At 52.3% G+C, this 17850-nt stretch carries 16 protein-coding genes; 7 read left to right on the top strand and 9 right to left on the bottom strand.

Going from position 1 to position 17850, the window contains the following annotated elements; translation table 11 throughout:
• The first annotated feature begins 347 nt into the window (after positions 1–347).
• The gene (locus ACFQI7_RS25305; RefSeq protein WP_218099749.1) at positions 348–1040 is read left to right on the top strand and encodes a DNA alkylation repair protein; all 693 of its coding nucleotides are present in this window, start codon (positions 348–350) and stop codon (positions 1038–1040) included.
• 63 nt (positions 1041–1103) lie between these two features.
• On the opposite strand, the gene nfsA is transcribed toward ACFQI7_RS25305, so the two are convergent.
• The 3 genes from nfsA to ACFQI7_RS25290 all read right to left on the bottom strand — a co-directional run bounded on the left by nfsA (position 1104) and on the right by ACFQI7_RS25290 (position 4131).
• Positions 1104–1838: an oxygen-insensitive NADPH nitroreductase gene (nfsA, locus tag ACFQI7_RS25300; protein ID WP_218099748.1), complete on the bottom strand. Its 735-nt coding sequence runs from the start codon at positions 1836–1838 to the stop codon at positions 1104–1106.
• 253 nt (positions 1839–2091) lie between these two features.
• Entirely contained in the window at positions 2092–2931 is an 840-nt protein-coding gene (locus ACFQI7_RS25295) for a phytanoyl-CoA dioxygenase family protein (protein ID WP_218099747.1), read from the bottom strand.
• 198 nt (positions 2932–3129) lie between these two features.
• The gene (locus ACFQI7_RS25290) at positions 3130–4131 is read right to left on the bottom strand and encodes a LacI family DNA-binding transcriptional regulator (protein WP_218099746.1); all 1002 of its coding nucleotides are present in this window, start codon (positions 4129–4131) and stop codon (positions 3130–3132) included.
• Between the two features lie 147 nt (positions 4132–4278).
• On the opposite strand from ACFQI7_RS25290, the gene ACFQI7_RS25285 reads away from it, so the two are divergent.
• Together ACFQI7_RS25285 and ACFQI7_RS25280 are read left to right on the top strand one after the other, a co-directional pair.
• Entirely contained in the window at positions 4279–4446 is a 168-nt protein-coding gene (locus tag ACFQI7_RS25285) for a DUF2197 domain-containing protein (RefSeq protein WP_377517813.1), read from the top strand.
• 105 nt (positions 4447–4551) lie between these two features.
• Positions 4552–5283: an MOSC domain-containing protein gene (locus ACFQI7_RS25280; RefSeq protein ID WP_218099745.1), complete on the top strand. Its 732-nt coding sequence runs from the start codon at positions 4552–4554 to the stop codon at positions 5281–5283.
• Between the two features lie 174 nt (positions 5284–5457).
• Here ACFQI7_RS25280 and pepT read toward each other — a convergent pair whose 3' ends face one another.
• The 3 genes from pepT to ACFQI7_RS25265 form a co-directional block, all read right to left on the bottom strand.
• On the bottom strand, positions 5458–6690 hold the full coding sequence (gene pepT / locus ACFQI7_RS25275) for a peptidase T (RefSeq protein WP_218099744.1): 1233 nt from the start codon (positions 6688–6690) through the stop codon (positions 5458–5460).
• A gap of 161 nt (positions 6691–6851) precedes the next feature.
• The gene (locus ACFQI7_RS25270) at positions 6852–7835 is read right to left on the bottom strand and encodes a BadF/BadG/BcrA/BcrD ATPase family protein (protein ID WP_218099743.1); all 984 of its coding nucleotides are present in this window, start codon (positions 7833–7835) and stop codon (positions 6852–6854) included.
• 131 nt (positions 7836–7966) lie between these two features.
• Positions 7967–8965 (bottom strand): ParB/RepB/Spo0J family partition protein, encoded by a 999-nt coding sequence (locus tag ACFQI7_RS25265; protein ID WP_218099742.1) that lies wholly within the window; start codon positions 8963–8965, stop codon positions 7967–7969.
• 400 nt (positions 8966–9365) lie between these two features.
• Between ACFQI7_RS25265 and ACFQI7_RS25260 the strand changes: the two genes are divergently transcribed.
• Positions 9366–10751: a protoporphyrinogen oxidase gene (locus tag ACFQI7_RS25260; RefSeq protein WP_218099741.1), complete on the top strand. Its 1386-nt coding sequence runs from the start codon at positions 9366–9368 to the stop codon at positions 10749–10751.
• Between the two features lie 89 nt (positions 10752–10840).
• On the opposite strand, the gene deoD is transcribed toward ACFQI7_RS25260, so the two are convergent.
• The 3 genes from deoD to ACFQI7_RS25245 all read right to left on the bottom strand — a co-directional run bounded on the left by deoD (position 10841) and on the right by ACFQI7_RS25245 (position 12851).
• Complete coding sequence (gene deoD / locus ACFQI7_RS25255) at positions 10841–11548, bottom strand: purine-nucleoside phosphorylase (RefSeq protein ID WP_218099740.1); 708 nt, start codon at positions 11546–11548, stop codon at positions 10841–10843.
• Positions 11549–11640: 92 nt separating this feature from the next.
• Entirely contained in the window at positions 11641–12093 is a 453-nt protein-coding gene (locus ACFQI7_RS25250) for a DUF441 domain-containing protein (protein ID WP_218099739.1), read from the bottom strand.
• Positions 12094–12143: 50 nt separating this feature from the next.
• Positions 12144–12851, bottom strand: a complete 708-nt coding sequence (locus ACFQI7_RS25245) for a PIG-L deacetylase family protein (RefSeq protein ID WP_218099738.1) — start codon at positions 12849–12851, stop codon at positions 12144–12146.
• Positions 12852–13032: 181 nt separating this feature from the next.
• Between ACFQI7_RS25245 and ACFQI7_RS25240 the strand changes: the two genes are divergently transcribed.
• From ACFQI7_RS25240 to ACFQI7_RS25230, 3 genes are all read left to right on the top strand, one after another.
• Positions 13033–13908: a metal-dependent hydrolase gene (locus ACFQI7_RS25240; protein WP_218099737.1), complete on the top strand. Its 876-nt coding sequence runs from the start codon at positions 13033–13035 to the stop codon at positions 13906–13908.
• 158 nt (positions 13909–14066) lie between these two features.
• Positions 14067–15926, top strand: a complete 1860-nt coding sequence (locus ACFQI7_RS25235) for an ABC transporter ATP-binding protein (protein ID WP_218099736.1) — start codon at positions 14067–14069, stop codon at positions 15924–15926.
• A gap of 22 nt (positions 15927–15948) precedes the next feature.
• Positions 15949–17805: an ABC transporter ATP-binding protein gene (locus ACFQI7_RS25230; protein WP_218099735.1), complete on the top strand. Its 1857-nt coding sequence runs from the start codon at positions 15949–15951 to the stop codon at positions 17803–17805.
• Positions 17806–17850: the final 45 nt, after the last annotated feature.

Here is a 17850-nt window from a genome sequence, read left to right as displayed (position 1 = left end):
GAATGCCGTTCCGTCTAATTGGATGCCAGTTTGTTTCAATGTTCACACCATCCTATCCGAAATCATTCATAGAGAGCGGATGCCCATGAAAGAAGAATATCGAATGTATGTTCGCTAGTCAACTCGGAAAAGGAGCGTTTTGTGTATTCGCATATATGGCAATCCGAAGTTACAGCATATGGAAACATGGCGTTTTCTGAAAATATTATTCTTTCATTTTCTAGGTGATGCTCGCGATTTCTGCGTTTTTTTCATTCTAGGGATATGCAAAGGAAAACGAAAGGACGCGACGAATAGAGGAGTATATGCGGATTCAATAAACCGGAAATCAAAAAGGGGCGAAGCGGATGGAAGCACGTATTTATGAGCCGGCGGCCGGTCTCGAGGCACTGCTGCGCACGCATGCCAATCCGCGGCAAGCGGGTCCGATGCAGGCGTATATGCGGGATCAGTTCCCTTTTCTTGGAATCAAATCGCCCGAACGCGTTGCGCTTGAGAAGCAATATTGGAAGGAGCGCGGGCTGCCGGCAAAGGATGAGCTCGAAGCTTGCGTACGGGGGCTGTGGGGGCTCCCGGAACGGGAATTTCAGTATGCGGCGATGGGCCTGCTGGAAAGGCAGGCAAAGAAAGCGGATCGGGCACAGATCGTGCTGCTTGAGGAGCTGGTCGTTACGAAATCTTGGTGGGATACGGTCGATTTGATTGCAGCGAGGCTGGTAGGGCTGCATCTCTCGCGTTTTCCGGAGCTGATTCCGGAAAGAGCGGAGCGGTGGATCGCCTCGGACAACATTTGGCTTCAGCGAACGGCGATCTTGTTCCAGCTCGGTTACAAGACACGGACAGATAAGGAGCTGCTGTTCGCGCTGATTCGGCGGCGATCGGAGTCGGATGAATTTTTTATTCGGAAGGCGATCGGCTGGGCGCTGCGCGAATATTCGAAGACGGATGAAGAGGCGGTTCGGCGGTTTGTGGCGGAGACCCAGTTGTCTCCGCTCAGCGTTAGGGAAGCGCTGAAACACGCGGACAAGAAGCGGACGTGAGGAAGCCCTTCGCATCGTCCGTGTTCCTGCCGCTCGTGAAGCGTGCGCTTAAGCAGTATAAGACTAGTCGAGCCGAAAGCCTTGCGCTTCAAGGAACGAGCGCATGTGCCCCCGAACAGGCTTGCGGTATTTATCGGCAATCCCGCTCGACCAATTCGTCAACGTTTTGCCGTTGGTACGCACTTTATAATATTCGTGCATGACTTCGTCATAGGCTTCAATGCCGGCCTCAATCCGGTCCGGTTGATACGCGTTTTGATGCACGACCGCTTGTTTCGGCAGGCGCGGGCGAAAGGACGGCTCTTGATCCGGCACGCCGATCGTCAGGCCGAACACCGGATAGACGAGCTCCGGCAGCTTTAGCAGCCGGCTTACGTGTTCGATCTCGTTGCGGATCGAACCGATATAGCAAACGCCCAGGCCCATCGATTCCGCAGCAATGGCGGCATTTTGCGCGGCAAGGGCGGCGTCGACGGTGGCGACGATGAAGCTTTCCGCATTTTGATGGAACATCTCGCCTTGTTGTTCCGTTGCCGTCCTGATCCGATGGAGGTCGGCGCAAAAAACAAGAAACAAGCCTGACTGTTCCACGTAAGCAAGCGAACCGGCGAGTCTCGCAACCTCCGATTTGATATCGGGCTCGGTCACGGCAATGATACTGTAAGCTTGGACGTTGCTCGAGGTCGAAGCCGCTTGGGCGGACGTGACAATGGCGTCGATCTGCTCCGGGGACAGCGCTCGCGCTGTAAATTTACGGATCGACCGGTGGCTTTTCAATAAATCGATGACCGGATTCATGGACTCGCAGCACCTCCGTTAGATTCGCCGCAATCGCGATGAACTCCATCGTGCGGGAGCTCCGCCATTCGCGGCAGATGCGTTGTAAGTCCGATATTATCGGATTGCCCCGGACGAGTCAAACATGGCGGCGCGCACGGCTGCAAGCATCAGAGAACGCTGTAGAACAGGAGGGCCAACAGAGCCGTTGCTCTCCTCGCGCAGCCCCCCATCAAATCAAGCATGTGTAACCCTTTGTTCCATGAATCGAAAGCTACTGCTCATAGCCGCTTTGTGAAGAGGCACCGCCATGCCACAGCTTTTTAAGAGGGACCATAGCCGGTTCGGGAACGTAATACTTGAAGCAGTTCGTGCTGATGTCTCCAAGCAGCTGGCGGCGGATCGGGTCGGCCCCCTCCAGCAGTTTCGGCGAGGCGCTATGATAGTCGATCGGTCGCATCCAGATCGGGCTGTAGCCGATGAACAGCTGGCGCCTTTCAAATGACGCCGAACGATTCGGCGATCCGGCATGCCACAGGTTTTGCGCAAAAACAAAGGCGTCTCCCGGTTTGCCGCATATTTGGATTTCTCCCTTGAGAGGTACATTCACGTCGGTTTGGGAGGGCTGAAAGTGCGGCAAAAGGTGGCTGCCCGGGATGACCTTCGTATTGCCCCGGTCCGGCTCGGACATGTCGCTCAAGATATAACAAACTTTAATGTAATACGTTGCGGTGAGGCCGCCGATGTTCGGAAACTTCGGATGCGGGCCGTCCTGGTGCCAATTAATGAAACTGCTGGTCGTCGTCTTGAGGTCGTTCGGATTCGGCTTGCGCACGGTCAGATGGGAAATGTGAAGCTGAATATTGTAGCCCATCAAATGGACCATCAGCGGTAACATTTGCGGATGATCGATCAGCGACAAAATGGACGGGTCTCTCTCTACGCTGTTGTACACATTGTAGGCAAGTGCCTCAGGCTCCTCCGCTATGATTCGGTCTACCGCCTTATTCAGATCCTTTACCTGTGATGCGGAAAGGACGCTGCGCAAGAGCAAATAGCCGTCCTGTTCAAATTGCTTTGCGAGCGACGGGATATCAAGGGTCAAGTCCGCCATCGAATTTACCTCCTCTATTTACTCGTGTAGATTATTGTATAAAATGGATCAAGGATGCAATTGTTCGATCCGTCGGCTCCATTATACTCGTGTATATTTTGCGTATCAACTATTATTTCCCATGGGTTGAAAAATAGCGCACTTATCCCGTCCGTTTCGTATTACGATATAGTGACAGTGGATGCTAGCTCCTGCCAGTCACCCTGTTGGTTTCACTGTCGACTGCCGGATCATCAGCTCGAAGCCGAAGGTGGAATCCGTCGGTTCATCCCCGTTATGAATTTGACCCATAATCGTATCGACGGCCATATAGCCGATCTCTTTCCTCGGATAATGAATGGTCGTAAGCGTTGGTGTCGTATGGGAAGTCATCAAAATATTTTCGCATCCCGCAACCGACAAATCGCCCGGAACCGATAGTCCGCAATCTTTGCAGGCCGACAGCACGCCGATGGCCATCAGGTCGCCCGCACAGACGATCGCGGTAAACGGCAGCTTGGGGTTCGCTTTAATCCTATTGCTCATGCGGTCGTAAGCCGACTCGAGATATCCGCCCGCTTGCAGCAGCGAATGCTCTTCAAATTCGAGCCCGGACGCTTCCATTGCTTGCCGAAAGTGAAGAAACCGCACATGGTGGTAATGATCGTGCATTGCATTGGCCATAAACCCGATCTTATGATGCCCGAGCGACTTGAGATGTTCAACGAGCTTGAGCATCGCGTCATACCAGTCAATGTCAATGCTCCGTACATAGGCGTGGTCCTGAACCGGCTTCAAAACGGAATAGAGCGGAACGCCGAATTTGGCAAAGTGCTCGATCGTCTCCGGCTTCAAGCTCTGTCCCATCAGAATAATGCCGTCCGTCCGTCCGCTGAAGATCGACTTTAATTTATGTTCCTCCGACCGGATATACGTTTGGAAAATGAGCGATTGGTCGTACTGTCTGGCCCGTTGTTCAAGCCCTAACGAAATCCCGGTTTCAAACGAATTGCCCAAGTTGTTAAACAACACGCCGATTTGGTTCGTTTTTCTGGTTTTTAAGCTTCGTGCCGCCATATTGGGGTTATATCCGAGCTCCTCAATCGCCCTGAGCACCTTCTGACGGGTCTCTTCCTTCACGTTATTTTTGTTGTTTACCACATAAGATACGACCGCAACGGATACCCCCGCATGCCTGGCCACATCGTCTCTTGTCACCATATTCATTCTCCTTGCCAGTCCTTTGTAAGGTCAACGATAGCGCGGCCGTTATACGATGTCAAGCAAAGGTTACACGTGTCAACGAAGTGAAATATAGATTTGGAATGGCGTAAAATGATAAAATGGTTTTTAGGGAGGTAGATCTCTATGTTCTCCTATGAAGCCATCTGTTTCGTATGCCAAAAAGTTTTTAAAGCGGAGGAAGGCTCACAGAAATACAAGCAGCTGAAAGAAGACAGAAAAGGCATGCATTACTGCGAACAATGCAATGATAAAATTCGGCTGCAAGCGATTTTGAATTTTTTCAAAAATTAGGTGAATGGTTCAATATCATAAAGATAGAGACGAGCAGGTGCCGCGGCAGCTGCTCATTTTATTCAGCAGATTACGAAACGAGGATCGAACGTTGGGGGTAGAAGCATGTCATTAAAAGCGGTCGGCGAAGTGATTGAAATCAACCGGTATCCCGTAAAGTCGTTTGCAGGGGAACGATTGGATCGCTGCGCGGTTGAACGATACGGACTGTATGGCGACCGCAGCTATGCCTTTATCGATGAGCAGAAGGAAGGCTGGGATCGTTTCATCACGGCTAGAACCATTCCGGCCATGCTGGCGTACAAGGCGAGACTCACAGGCGGGCAGCGCGAAAACGATTCTCCTGCCGTGCTTGTCGCAGCGCCGGATGAACGGGAATTTACATGGAATGAAGAGTTATTAAAGGAAATGCAGACGCATTCCCGTATAAAAATGTCCATGATGAGCTATAGCGGGGAGCGGAACGACGACCTGATGGCTGTCGATACGGGAGAAATATTGATCATTACCGACGCCGCTTTACGCAAACTGGAAGCGCAGTGGGGAAAGCCGGTAGATCACCGAAGGTTTCGGGCAAACATCGTTGTGGCACTAGCCGATCATTCATTCGGTGAAGACGATTGGATCGGAAAGCGGCTGTCCGTGGGAACGGCGGGGCTGCAAGTGGACGCGTATTGCGAGCGGTGCTCGATGATCTCCATCGACCCGGATACGCTGGAACGTGATCATACATTGCTCAAGAAAGTAAACGAGGAAATGAATTTGAATTTCGGCGTGTATGCATCCGTTACCAAGACGGGGGAGATCCAGGTCGGCGAAAAAGTGTACTTGAGCTGACAGCGGCTTATCCGAATGGGGCTTTGCCGGCAGCAGTCAAAAATACATAGGCGGTCGCAAGAGGTCGCTTCCGGCATAAGCGATCCCGCCCTGACGAAAAAACCAGACCGCCGATGTCGGACGTCTGGTTTTTTGCATGCGATGATGGATCCTCGCTTGCGTCGATTCGAACGGTTATGCTTTCTGTTCGTACAGCTTGGCAATTTCAATGATCGTCTTCGTAGCTAAAACCATATTGTCCACGGAAACGTACTCGAATCGGCCGTGATAGTTTTCGCCGCCGGTAAATATATTCGGTGTCGGCAGGCCCATGTACGACAGTTGGGAACCGTCCGTACCGCCGCGAATCGGTTGAACGACCGGCCAAATGCCGAGATTCTCCATCGCTTGATGGGCGATATCGACGACATGCTTCACGGGCTCGATTTTTTCCCGCATGTTGAAATACTGGTCTTTCATTTCGAGGACGATGCGCTGTTCGCCGTATACTGATTGCAACTCCTTGACGATGCGGGTCAGCTCTACCTTTCTTTCGTTGAACCGGCTGCGGTCGAAATCGCGGATAATGTAGCGCAGCTCCGTTTGCTCCACGCCACCTTGAATCGAAATCAAATGATAAAAGCCTTCATAGCCTTCGGTATGCTCCGGCGCCTCGGCCGGCGGCAATTTCCCGTGCAGCTCCATGGCGATTTTGGCGGCGTTGACCATTTTGCCTTTGGCCGTGCCGGGGTGTACGTTTTTGCCTTTGCATGTGATGCGAGCCGCCGCTGCGTTGAAGCTTTCGTACTGAAGCTCGCCCAGCGGCCCGCCGTCCATCGTGTAGGCAAATGCAGCGTTAAACGCCTCGACATCAAACCGGTGCGGGCCTCTGCCGATTTCTTCGTCCGGCGTGAAAGCAACTCTGATCCTGCCATGCTTCAGCTCGGGATGCTGAATCAAATAAGCCATAGCCGTCATGATTTCGGTGATGCCGGCCTTGTCGTCAGCGCCCAGCAGCGTGGTGCCGTCCGTCGTGATTAACGTATGGCCTTTGTAGCCGGCCAGCTCCGGAAAATCGCGAGGGGAGAGGACGATGTTCATCGCTTCGTTCAGCACGATATTCTGACCGTCATAGTTTTCCACGACTTGCGGGTTGACGCCGGCTCCGGTGAAATCGGTGGCTGTATCGATATGCGCCAGGAAGCCGATCGTCGGAATGTCTTTATCCGAATTGGCCGGGAGCGTCGCCATCACATAGCCGTTGGAATCGAGCGTCACTTGCTGCATGCCGATGGCTTTCAATTCATCGACCAGTTGACGCGCAAGCGTTAGCTGTCCGGGGGTTGAAGGGCAAGTCTCGCTGCCGTCGTCGGACTGCGTATCCACTTTCGCGTAGGAGATGAAGCGGGATATAATCTCGTGTTTCATCGCGATTGTTCAACTCCAGTTTATTTGAGATATAGTCAAGTATAATACAAATCGCTTGCAGGCCGAAATTCGTACGACTGCGCCGCGATGATTAGAGACATGGCTGTTCGTTTTTTGCGAAAATCACAGGGAGCGGAAAGGGGAATCGTTTAAGCCCGGAGTTACGAAACCGAGTAGACGCTTTTTTGCAGATTGCGGACCAAGTCGTCATGAAGCGGTACATTCAGTCGGTTCATGGCGTAAAGGACCGCTCCGGTAACGGGAGAACAGCAGGGCTTAACGATGCGATATCGTTTATTATTGCCGGAGGCCAGATGATCGCCGAGGCGGTCGAGGAAGTAGGGACTGTTGACGACGCTGCCGATGAAGGTCACCGCTACGGTAGGTTCGGAAAAGGAAGCAGCCAATAGTTCCACACCGACTTTAATTTGCGCAATCGCCCGGTCGCATACGCGTTTGGCAGTGGAGCTGCCTTGCAAAGCGGCTTCCGTGACGGCGGGGGCGAATTGCCCGAATTTTTTGTCGCGTTCGCGTCTATCGTTCAGGAATCCAGCTCGTCCGAGTTTTTCGAAGTCCTGAATGGAAACGACCTCCCAATGCCGAAGCATGGACCGCACGAATGCGGCATCCGTTTCATCGGTATTTCCGGCCAACGTTTCGTAAGCGGCGTCATACGCGATAAATCTTGCTGCGCTTGCGGCATAATGATGGAAGTCGTAATTTCGGATCGACCGCCCATCTTCCGTAATCGCCAAAATAATGGAGCCGGTTCCCGAGATGACGACAATCCCGGGCTGAGCCAGCAGCGCCCCGTAGTGTGCAACCACAGCGTCGTTGATGTGCCATCTGGGACAAGAGAGCCCGTCCACGTCGGTCAAAGGCTCGACCCATTCCAGATCCGATTCCGAATCATATCCTGCGATGCCCGCGGCGATTCCGCGAACGCGATGAAGTTCGCTTCCCGTACGCTGCAGCGCTTCGTGAATGGCCTCATGAACATTGCGCTTGGCCTGAATGTCTTTGCGGATGGATGCGCCGCCTTTCTCCACGTAAGAAAGCACATTCCCCGCCAAATCGCTGATCATGACCCGGGTATGCGTTCCGCCGCCGTCGATGCCAATGACGATATCGTCGCTGTGAACCATGGACAATCCTCCTATGCCAATTGATTTCCATTATTATACTGTAAATGAATGAAATGAGGAATAACACGAATACAACAAAAAGAGACAGTCCCCCAAGTCAATTGACCAGGGGAACCGCCTCTATGATAGCGTTACTTTAACAGCTCCTTTACCTTTTTCCACTCCGCCAAATAATGTTCCAAGTTCTCGATCAGTGCGTCGACATCGCTTGCGAAGCGCTCTTTCGCATCCGCCGGGAGGGCGTCCCGGGTAAGGATCGTTTCTTCCGTCATCGGTCGGTATGTCGGCAAGGCGGCGGCTAGCTTGTGCAGCTCGCTTTCGATGGAAGCTGCCGTAACGGCCGCCGGCGCGCTTTCTTCTTTTTTTGCTTTTTTTTGCCGGGGACTTGTTTCTTTCGGTTCAGCGATTTTGTTTCTTTCCGCTTTGTTATGCTGATGCACCGACCACGTCTCGAGCAGTCCGGGCCCTGTCTTGTAGAGCAGCTTGCCCTTCGTGGCGTCCGAAAATTCACCGTCTTTGAACAAACGGGCAATTTTCTTCACATCGCTTACGGGCATCTCGTCTCTGGCAATAATCAGGGCGAGGGGATCGCGGTACTCGAGAGGCAAATCTTTGATGGGCATCAATTGATCTTCCGTCAGTGCATCCTTGCGGATTTCCGTCCCGTGAACGATCAATTTGCGCACCGCATTGCCGAATTTCAGCAGGTCGCATTTATTTTTGATATAGGACTCCGGTTTGCCGAGCTTACTGGACAAAAATTTGGTCGAACTGCTGAATTTCGGATCGTGCAGCAGCTTGTGGAACGCTTCCGCTTCTTCGATCGGAGAGAAGCCTTCTCTCGTCAAATTTTCCGCGATTTGCTCCAAATAAATTTCCATCTCATCCGTTACGTCGGACACGATGCACGGGATGGTCGGTCGGCCCAGCTCGCGGCATGCTTTGTACCGCCGGTTGCCGTAAATGATTTTATAACGGCCGTCATTCGTCGTTCTCACTTTGATCGGGGACAGCAGGCCGAGCTCCTCGATGCTTTTCATTAATTCCTGCAGCGACTCTTCGATAAACTGATATCGAGGCTGGTCGGTATCTTCATCAATCAAATCCGTTCGAATTTCGGTAATGTTCATTTGCGATTCTCCTAATATACGATAATTGCGCCGATTCCAGCAGCAGGAATGCATATACATAACTTATTATATAACACGGCTTCCGCATTAGAAAAGTTGAAGACGGACGTCCGCCATACAATGGACAGACGCAAATTTGTGCTTGAAGGAATATTAGCCCTTTTGTCTCCGTGTTTGGCCTGTGCGGCTTGGCATAAGGAGAGGCTCTACTGCTGCGCAGGATGCTCTCCTAAAATTGTCGTTTATATGAAACTTTCCCTGTTTGCCGTTACAACAAGCCCGAATTCATGGTTATGACTGGCAAAGAGACGTATAATAATGAGTAGAACTTATACTCGCAATTCGGTTGCGTTTCGTTTACGATAACGGTTTACATTACAGGCAAGGCGGGTGGATCGCATTGAAAACAGTAGTCATTATCGGCGGAGGCATTACCGGACTATCGGCTGCTTATTATCTTCAGAACACGATGAAATCGAGGAATCTGGATGCAAACATCGTGCTGGTGGAAGCAGGCGATACCTTAGGCGGTAAAATCAGAACCGTTCATGACGGTGAATTTATTATGGAGACCGGAGCGGACTCAATTGTCGCGCGCAAGACGAACGTCGCTCCATTATTGGAAGAGCTCGGTTTGCAGGATGACGTTGTGTATAACGCCACGGGAATCTCCTATATTTATACGGACGGCGAGTTAAAACAAATTCCGAAGGATGCGGTGTTCGGCATTCCGCTCAGCGTGGAATCGTTGGCTACGACCACTCTCGTATCGGCGCAAGGCAAGGTCGACGCGTTAAAAGATTTCTACACGACGAACGAAACGTTTACAAAGGAAAGCTCCGTCGGGGCGTTTCTGGAATATTTTCTTGGCAAGGAACTGGTGGAAAAGCAAATTTCCCCAGTGTTGTCGGGCGTATACTCCGGTCAACTGGAAGACTTGACGATCGCCTCTACGCTGCCGTATCTGCTCGAATATAAAAATAAATACGGCAGCATTATTCAAGGATTGGCCGAGAACAAGCAGCGGTTCCAGGGAACCGGAGACAAGAAGTTTTTGTCGTTCAAACAAGGCGTCTCTTCTCTGGTCGATCGTATGGAAGAACGGCTGACGGATGCACGTATTTATAAGGGTGTACGGGCCGAGAAAATCGAGAAGCGTCCGCAGCGGTACCTCGTTTCGCTATCCAACAACGAAGAGGTGGCGGCGGATTTCATCGTACTGAGTACGCTGCATCCGGTGGCGCAGCGCCTTCTTCAGGACGAGCGGCTGGATGAAGATTTCAACCGGCTGAAAAACAGCTCGCTCATCAGTGCCTATCTTGGATTCGACATTCTGGACAGCGAATTGCCCAAGGACGGGACGGGCTTTATCGTCGCGGATGGCAGCGATCTGAAGTGTAATGCCTGTACATGGACGAGCCGCAAGTGGGAGCACACTTCGGAGAGAAAACGGTTATTGGTCCGCTTATTTTATAAGAGCACCGGCCGCGATTATGAAAGGCTCCAGCAAATGACCGAAGAACAATTGCTGGAGGTAGCACGGAAAGACATTGAAGACAGCCTCGGCATCACAGGCGTACCGGTATCGTTCGAAGTAACCAAATGGCATGAAACGATGCCCAACTATCATTTGAAGCACCCGCAGACCGTGAAATCGCTTGAAGACAAACTTGCCGAGAGTTACCCAAACGTGATCTTGGCCGGCTGCTCCTATTATGGCGTCGGCATCCCGGATTGCATCCTGAACGGCGAACAGACGGCGCAGAAGATTGCGGATCGGTTGTAAATTCGTACTGAACAATGCTTAAATGTTTCAACAAAAATATCCCGAGCAACCTTTAACGGAAGCCCGGGATCCATTTTTTTTATGACACGTTACATCGTTATAGCCGTTTCTAGAGCCACTTCCATCATTTCTCTGAAGGAAGTTTGTCTCTCCTCCGATGTCGTTTCTTCCCCGGTCAACAAATGATCACTAACCGTCAATATCGTCAGCGCGTTTACGCCGTACTTGGCGGCAACCGTATACAGCGCGGTTGTTTCCATCTCGACGCCTAATACCCCGTGAGCCATCAGTCTTTCGACCACCGTTTTGTCGTCGCGGTAAAAGGAGTCGGAGCTGAAAATGTTCCCAACATGCGGCTTGATGCCTTTTGCTGTCGCTTGCTCATAAGCCGTTTTCAACAAAGCGAAGCTGGCGATCGGAGCGAAATCGAATCCGGGGAACACAAGCCGGTTGATGTTGGAATCCGTACAAGCGGCCTGAGCGAGGATCAACTCCCGAACGTGGACATGCTCCTGCATCGCGCCGCACGTTCCGACGCGGATCAAGTTCTTCACGCCGTATTCCCGAATCAATTCATTGGCATAAATGCTGAACGAGGGTATGCCCATGCCCGAACCTTGCACGGACAGGCGCTGCCCGCGGTACGTTCCGGTGAAACCGAGCATTCCCCGCACTTCGTTATAGCAAACGACATTTTCCAAATACGTCTCCGCAATAAATTTGGCCCGAAGCGGGTCGCCCGGCATTAGAATCGTTTCTGCAATATCTCCTGGTTTGGCTGCGATATGTACGCTCATTTTGTTATAATCCTCCTGCGATTCTCGTTCCTATTTTACTTAGTATAATGCAGTAGCCGCAATTGTACACATGAAATCTGAACCCCGGGTCGTTAGGATTTGCCGAGAAACAACGACAATATTCCCGCCGCAATGAGCGGGCCGACCGGAACGCCCCGGAAAAAGGCGACCCCGATGATCGTACCCAGCAGTAATCCGGTAACGACCGTGGGTTGATTCGTCATTAGAGCGGCGCCGCGGCCACCCATATAGGCGACCAGTACGCCGATGGCGATCGCCAGCAGCGATTTCCAATGAAGGAAAGACTGGTAGATGGTCTGGAACTCAATTTTGCCGCTGGCGATCGGCGCCAGGATGCCTACGGTCAATACAATAATTCCAAGCGTCAGACCGTATTTTTCGATCCAAGGAAAGGCTTGATGAAGGTGGACGACACGAACGAGCAGCAGCACGACGACGGCAATCGTAACCGAGGAGTTGCTGCTGAGAATCCCGAGCGCCGCTAAAATTAAAAGAACAATGGAAGGCATATCGATCTGTGGCATCGTCAGAAGCTCCTTTGTTGGAAAATAGATTCCGCTTGGTCCGACTTCCTTTAGACCGACGGCAAATGAAGTTCTTCTCTGGCCTTCGCTTCGCTTTTCCCAGGCCAGAAAGTCCCTTGCTCCCATGCCAGAATGAAAGACTCGTATTTGCGATTTTCCGGAAATACGTCCAATTTGCCGAAATACCGCTCAATCGCGAGAATTTGCGATTCGTGTGCCCGCAGCGCTTCCGCTTTCATCCGCCACTGCGGCTCCGTATCGATAGACAACGTAGGCTTGTGCCCTTCCTTCCGCAATTCATCCGACATGACATAGTAGAGCCGCTCCACGGCCGGACACTGGCCGCTAAGCACAGCCTTCGTCGTGATACGGGAGATCGCCATATGATCGGGATGGCGATTGCCGCCGTCTTCGGGAAAGGTGAACACTGCCTTGGACCGGCATTGGTTGATAAATTCCGCGACCCGCTTCACGGCTTCGTTCTCCTCCACGGCTGCGAGCTTTCCGTCGGGATAACCGAGCTGAACGACTTCCGATAACCCGATAACGGCTGCCGCGCGGCTCATTTCGCGCTCTCGCAGTTCTCCCAGCTGCTCATTGGATAGATGGCCGAAGGCACCGTTCTTCTTTCCTGCATCGCCCCTGGTAGCTAGCAGCAAGGCGGGCGGATGCCCCGAATCGGCAAGCTGCCGAATGAGACAGGCGCTTAGAAACGTTTCATCATCAGGGTGCGCATAAATAATGCTGACGCTGGACATGGTTGACTCCGCTCCCTTCCATATAGTCTTGGTTTATTATAGCCGAAGAGCCGGTTCCTTTTCCAAACATTTGGGCCGATGACGGAAAACCCCGCGCCGCAGGAGAGCGGGAAAAGCCTCAGCTTTCACCCGGTTTCAGAGTACGTTATACTTAGCGGTAGGGGAGGAGCCGTTAACATTTATGGATACGATTACACACACATTATTCGGACTTACACTGTACGGCGCGGTGGATAAAAGCGAGATGTCGAAGCGGGAGAAGCAGGCTCTGCTCTTCACGACGGTAGCCGGCTCGCAAATTCCCGACATCGACGTCATTTCCGCCTGGTGGGATTCGGCCGGCCGATACCAGATGTGGCACCGCGGCCTGACGCATTCCGTCTGGCTTGTGCCGGTATGGGCGGCGCTGCTCTCGGGGATGGCACGCCTGCTGTGGCGCACCAAAGGATGGAGTTTATTCATCATCGCGCTGATCGCGGTGTTCATTCACGATACAAGCGATCTGTTCAATGCTTGGGGAACGGGGTACTTCGAGCCTTTCTCGCCGATGCGCGTCACCTTCGGCACGGTGCCGATCGTCGATCTCGTCTTCTGGGCGGTCATGCTCATCGGCTTTGTCGCCGTTCGATGGGGCGGGCGCTTGAAGCGGATCCCTTCATTTCGCATTTATCGCTTGGTGTGGCTGGTCATGGCGCTTCATGTTCTGGTGCAGTCCGCGCAAGGCTATACATTATACCGCCAGGCTGAACCGATATATGACGAAATTGCCTTGTCGGCGGACTTTGTTCCCGGCGTATTTACGGTGATCGGGAAGAAAGGCGATAAGGTCGATCTTTCCAGGGCGACGGTATGGACTGGGCTGCAGCATCAAATGCAGCTCGTATCGAAAGAAGGTACGAACCTGGATCAGTTGTTCACGGAAAATCCGAAAGCGAAGACGCTGTACGAGTGGTCTCCTTTTGTAGTGATTGTCGACGATGAGAAGCGGCTCGGGCTGTATGATCCGCGCTTCTATCGCAATGGACAATCGTTTTTGTTCGAGTTTATTGAAAAATAGGGCAGGAAACGATTGACAGTAAAATTTGATTAGCATAATATGGTAGTTATCTTTCGATCAAGGGAGAGACGCTGAGAAACCCTGAATGGCAGAAAGCAGGGATTCCGGCGTCTTTTTCGCGTTTTTTTGACATAATCGGATGAGAAAGCGAGGGCAACATGGCAGCAAAGAAAACATACAAAATGAAGAACAAACTGAAAGCGGCGCAGTGGGGAATCAAGCTTGCCTGGAAAATCGACAAGAAGATGTTTTTGTTCTGGACGGTGCTTAGCGTCGGCCTTGCCGTACTGCCTGCGGTGGCGCTCCATTACAACCGGAGTATTATCGCGAACTTGTCCGCCTTTCTTTCCTCAGGTACGGGGACATTTGCTTCCGTAATGCCCGATATTGTAATGCTCGGCCTCATACTTACGATATCCGGGCTATCGGCGCGGCTGAACGACGATCTGCTGTACATGATGATGTATGATTCATACTACTTGGGTCTGGAAGAAGTGATGATGGACAGCGCCCAGCGAATCGATCTGACCGAAATGGTGAAGAAGGACGTCAGGGATGATTACTTCTCGGCCATCTCCCGCTGCGGTTCGCTAACGGATTTGACCAGCTCGGGGTGCGCGCTTCTCGCCAAGCTCGCCTCGATCGTTTCGCTTCTGGCGGTAGCGTTCAGCGCGTCCAAATTCATTTTTGTCATGGCGGCGGTCTACATCGTAGTCGTGATTTTCCTCAACTCCGCCTTCTCCGGCAAAGTGCGCACCGTCTGGAAAGAATTGCGGGAAATGCTGCGCAGAGCGGATTATTTCGAGAAGCTCACACAGACCGGCGATACGGCGAAGGAAACGCGAATTTTCGGCAGCGCGGAGCAAATTAAAGCGGATTGGGAGAAAGCGTACCGTCAGATCGAACAAAGCGAAGTGCGGCGCACGTTCGGCATTGCGCAGCTGACCTTTCTCAGCAAAGCCGGGTTTTATTTGTTCATGGTGCTGATGATCGTCTATTCCTTGTTTCAAGTAGCGGGCGGCAAAATGGGCCCGGATGTGCTGCTCATGATTTTTACGCTTTGCCTCCACATTTCGGAAGCCGTTTCCACTGTCCCTAGAAGCTACCAGCAGCTTGATTACGGTCTTTACGGTCTTGATATTCAGCGGCGCTTTTTCGAAAATACGAAGGCGGTCGATCCGAAAGAAGAGCAGCATAAAGCAAACACGGCACTGGATGATGAGCATTGCTTTGAAGTGAACGGCATGACGTTCGGGTACAGCGAAGCGAAGCCGATTCTGAAGGATCTCAACTTCAAGATCAAATACGGCGAAACGGTGGCGCTAGTGGGCGGCAACGGCTGCGGAAAAACGACGCTGATCAAAGTTTTGCTAGGCTTGTACCGGCCGACGTCCGGAGAAGTGAAGTTTATGGGCCGGCCGCATATCGATTACCGCAAACATTTTATGATGGACAAGGTCGGCGTGTTTTTTCAAGATTTTTACTTGTTTCATCTAACGCTTGGAGAAAATGTAGGCATTGGGAATATAAAGGAAGTCGGCAACGAGCGCATGATCAGGAGCGCGATGGAGAAGGGCGGGGCCGCGAAGCTGATCAACAAACTGAGGCAGGGGCTGGGCCACCGCTTGGGCAAGCAAGTGTACAAAGACGGCGCGGTGCTCTCCGGCGGCGAAGGGCAGCGCGTGGCGGTGTCCCGCACGCACATGAGCGACAAGGACGTGATGATTTTCGACGAGCCGGCTTCGATGCTGGATCCGATCGCGGAGATGGAGCAGTTTTTTCACATCAAGCAGAAGCTGGGAGGAAGAACTTCGATTCTCGTATCGCACCGGATCGGCTTTGCCCGCCTCGCCGACCGTATACTCGTACTGGACGGCGCCACCATCGTCGAGGATGGCACCCACGACGATCTGATGAAGCGAAGCGGCGTGTACGCCAAATTGTTCCGGGAACAGGCGCAGTGGTACGACAACGAAACGAGCGGCGATCTAAGACCGGCCGCAGGAACCGGACAATAACGGCGAAAAGGAGGAGCGACCGATGAAACGGGAACCAAACAAAGAAAAGCTCAAAGCTTCCGACGTCGTATCCATTGCCTGGAGGGCGCTGACGGTCAGCTTCCGCACGAAAAGCAAACTATCTTTTACGGTTAACGTATTGGGCTTTGCCATGGCGTTTATGCCGGTATGGATCTCGACTGCGCTTAGAACGTTTACGGATCACGTTCAATTCATGTCCCAGGGGCAAGAGACCGTGTCTCAAGGGCTCATCGTCTTCATTTTGCTTATAAGCCTTTATATCATTCAGGCCGGATATACGTTTGTGAGCGACTATTGCGCCGAGATCGACCAGCAGCGGACGACGAAGTATATCAAGAAGACGATTATCGATTGCGCGAGCCGCGTGGAGTACAAGTATATCGAGAACGAAGGGGATTTTCGCGAAAAGCTGGCGTTTGCCGAAATGTTCGGCGGCTCGCAGGTAGCGGCAAGCATGCAGCAGACGGTCGTCATTTTGCAGCAGTTGATTACGTTCCTTAGCATTATTGCAGTGCTGTCGAATGTCAGCGCGTGGGTTGTCGTCATTTTGCTCGTGACCTGCATTCCCGCCGTCGTGCTCTCCATTATCCAGAAGGATGAGGATTACAAGAATAATACGAAGAACATGAGAGAGGGAGCCATGTCCGTCCATTTGTTTTACATGGCGTCCGGTGCGAACGAGCAGTGCAAGTCGATGAACGATGTAAGATTTTACGGCATTTACGATTGGATTAAAGAGAAGTGGCGCGACGTATCGAGCGGTTATTTGAAAAAGAAAAACGGCATCACCCGCAAGCACGTCCTGTATAACTCTATCGCAGATGTGCTCCGAAACGCAGTGTATATCGGTATCCTGCTGCTCGTTGCGAAGAAAATTTACGATAATCCGGCGATGGGCCTCGGTATCTTCATGCTGGTGTTCACGCTCTCCGCCCAGCTGCAAACGGCGACGACCAAAGTGTTCGTGGGAGCGGCGCGTTTTTTCGGCGACATTCAATATATGCGTGATTTTTTCCAGCTGGAAGATACGCCGAAAGAAAAGCTGGAGGAGCATCCCGTCGTTCTGGAGCGGGCGGATATTCTATTCGACAATGTCAGTTTCGCCTACCCGAATGCCGACGTACAGGCACTGAAGCATATCGATCTGACCATCAAGCAAGGGGAGAAGATTGCGATTGTCGGCGAGAACGGCTCGGGCAAATCGACGTTCATCAATCTGTTGTGCGGCATGCATCAGCCGACCTCCGGGCACATCACCGTCGGCGGGTTGGATGCTGCGGATCATCTTGCGACCGTGCGCAGTGCGATTTCGGTCGTGTTTCAAAACTTCGGCAAGTACGAGACTTCGATTCGCGACAACATTACGATTGGGGATCGGACTCGCAGCGCAACGGATGAAGAACTCATACAGCTGGCGAAAAAGACGAATGCTTATTCTTTAATCGAATCGCAGCCCCGCGGATTGGACGAAGTGGTAGGCACGTTCAGCGAAAGCGGCAATAATTTGTCTGGCGGGCAATGGCAGAAGCTCGCGATCACAAGAGCGATATATCGCGACAAGGCGAGAATCATGGTGCTGGACGAGCCGACGGCCGCACTCGATCCGGTTGCCGAGGCGCAGCTGTACCGCGACTTCACCGAGCTTACCGGAGACAAGACGACGATTCTAATTTCCCACCGATTAGGGATTACCTCTATCGTCGATCGTATCCTCGTATTCGCGGACGGTGAAATTATAGAAGAAGGCAGCCACGTAGAGCTGATGGCCCTGGACGGCCAATACGCCAAAATGTATCGCGCCCAGGCGCAGTGGTATAACGAAGAGGTGGATATGCAGGGCAAGTTGGTGAATACGTAGTTGTCTTTGCGAGGGAAGCGGTTGCCGGGAGGCAGCCGCTTTTTC

Origin of the sequence: Paenibacillus allorhizosphaerae (assembly GCF_042659105.1) — a bacterium.
Taxonomy (GTDB): Bacteria; Bacillota; Bacilli; order Paenibacillales; family NBRC-103111; genus Paenibacillus_G; species Paenibacillus_G allorhizosphaerae.
This window is presented reverse-complemented; position numbering and strand designations above follow the sequence as displayed.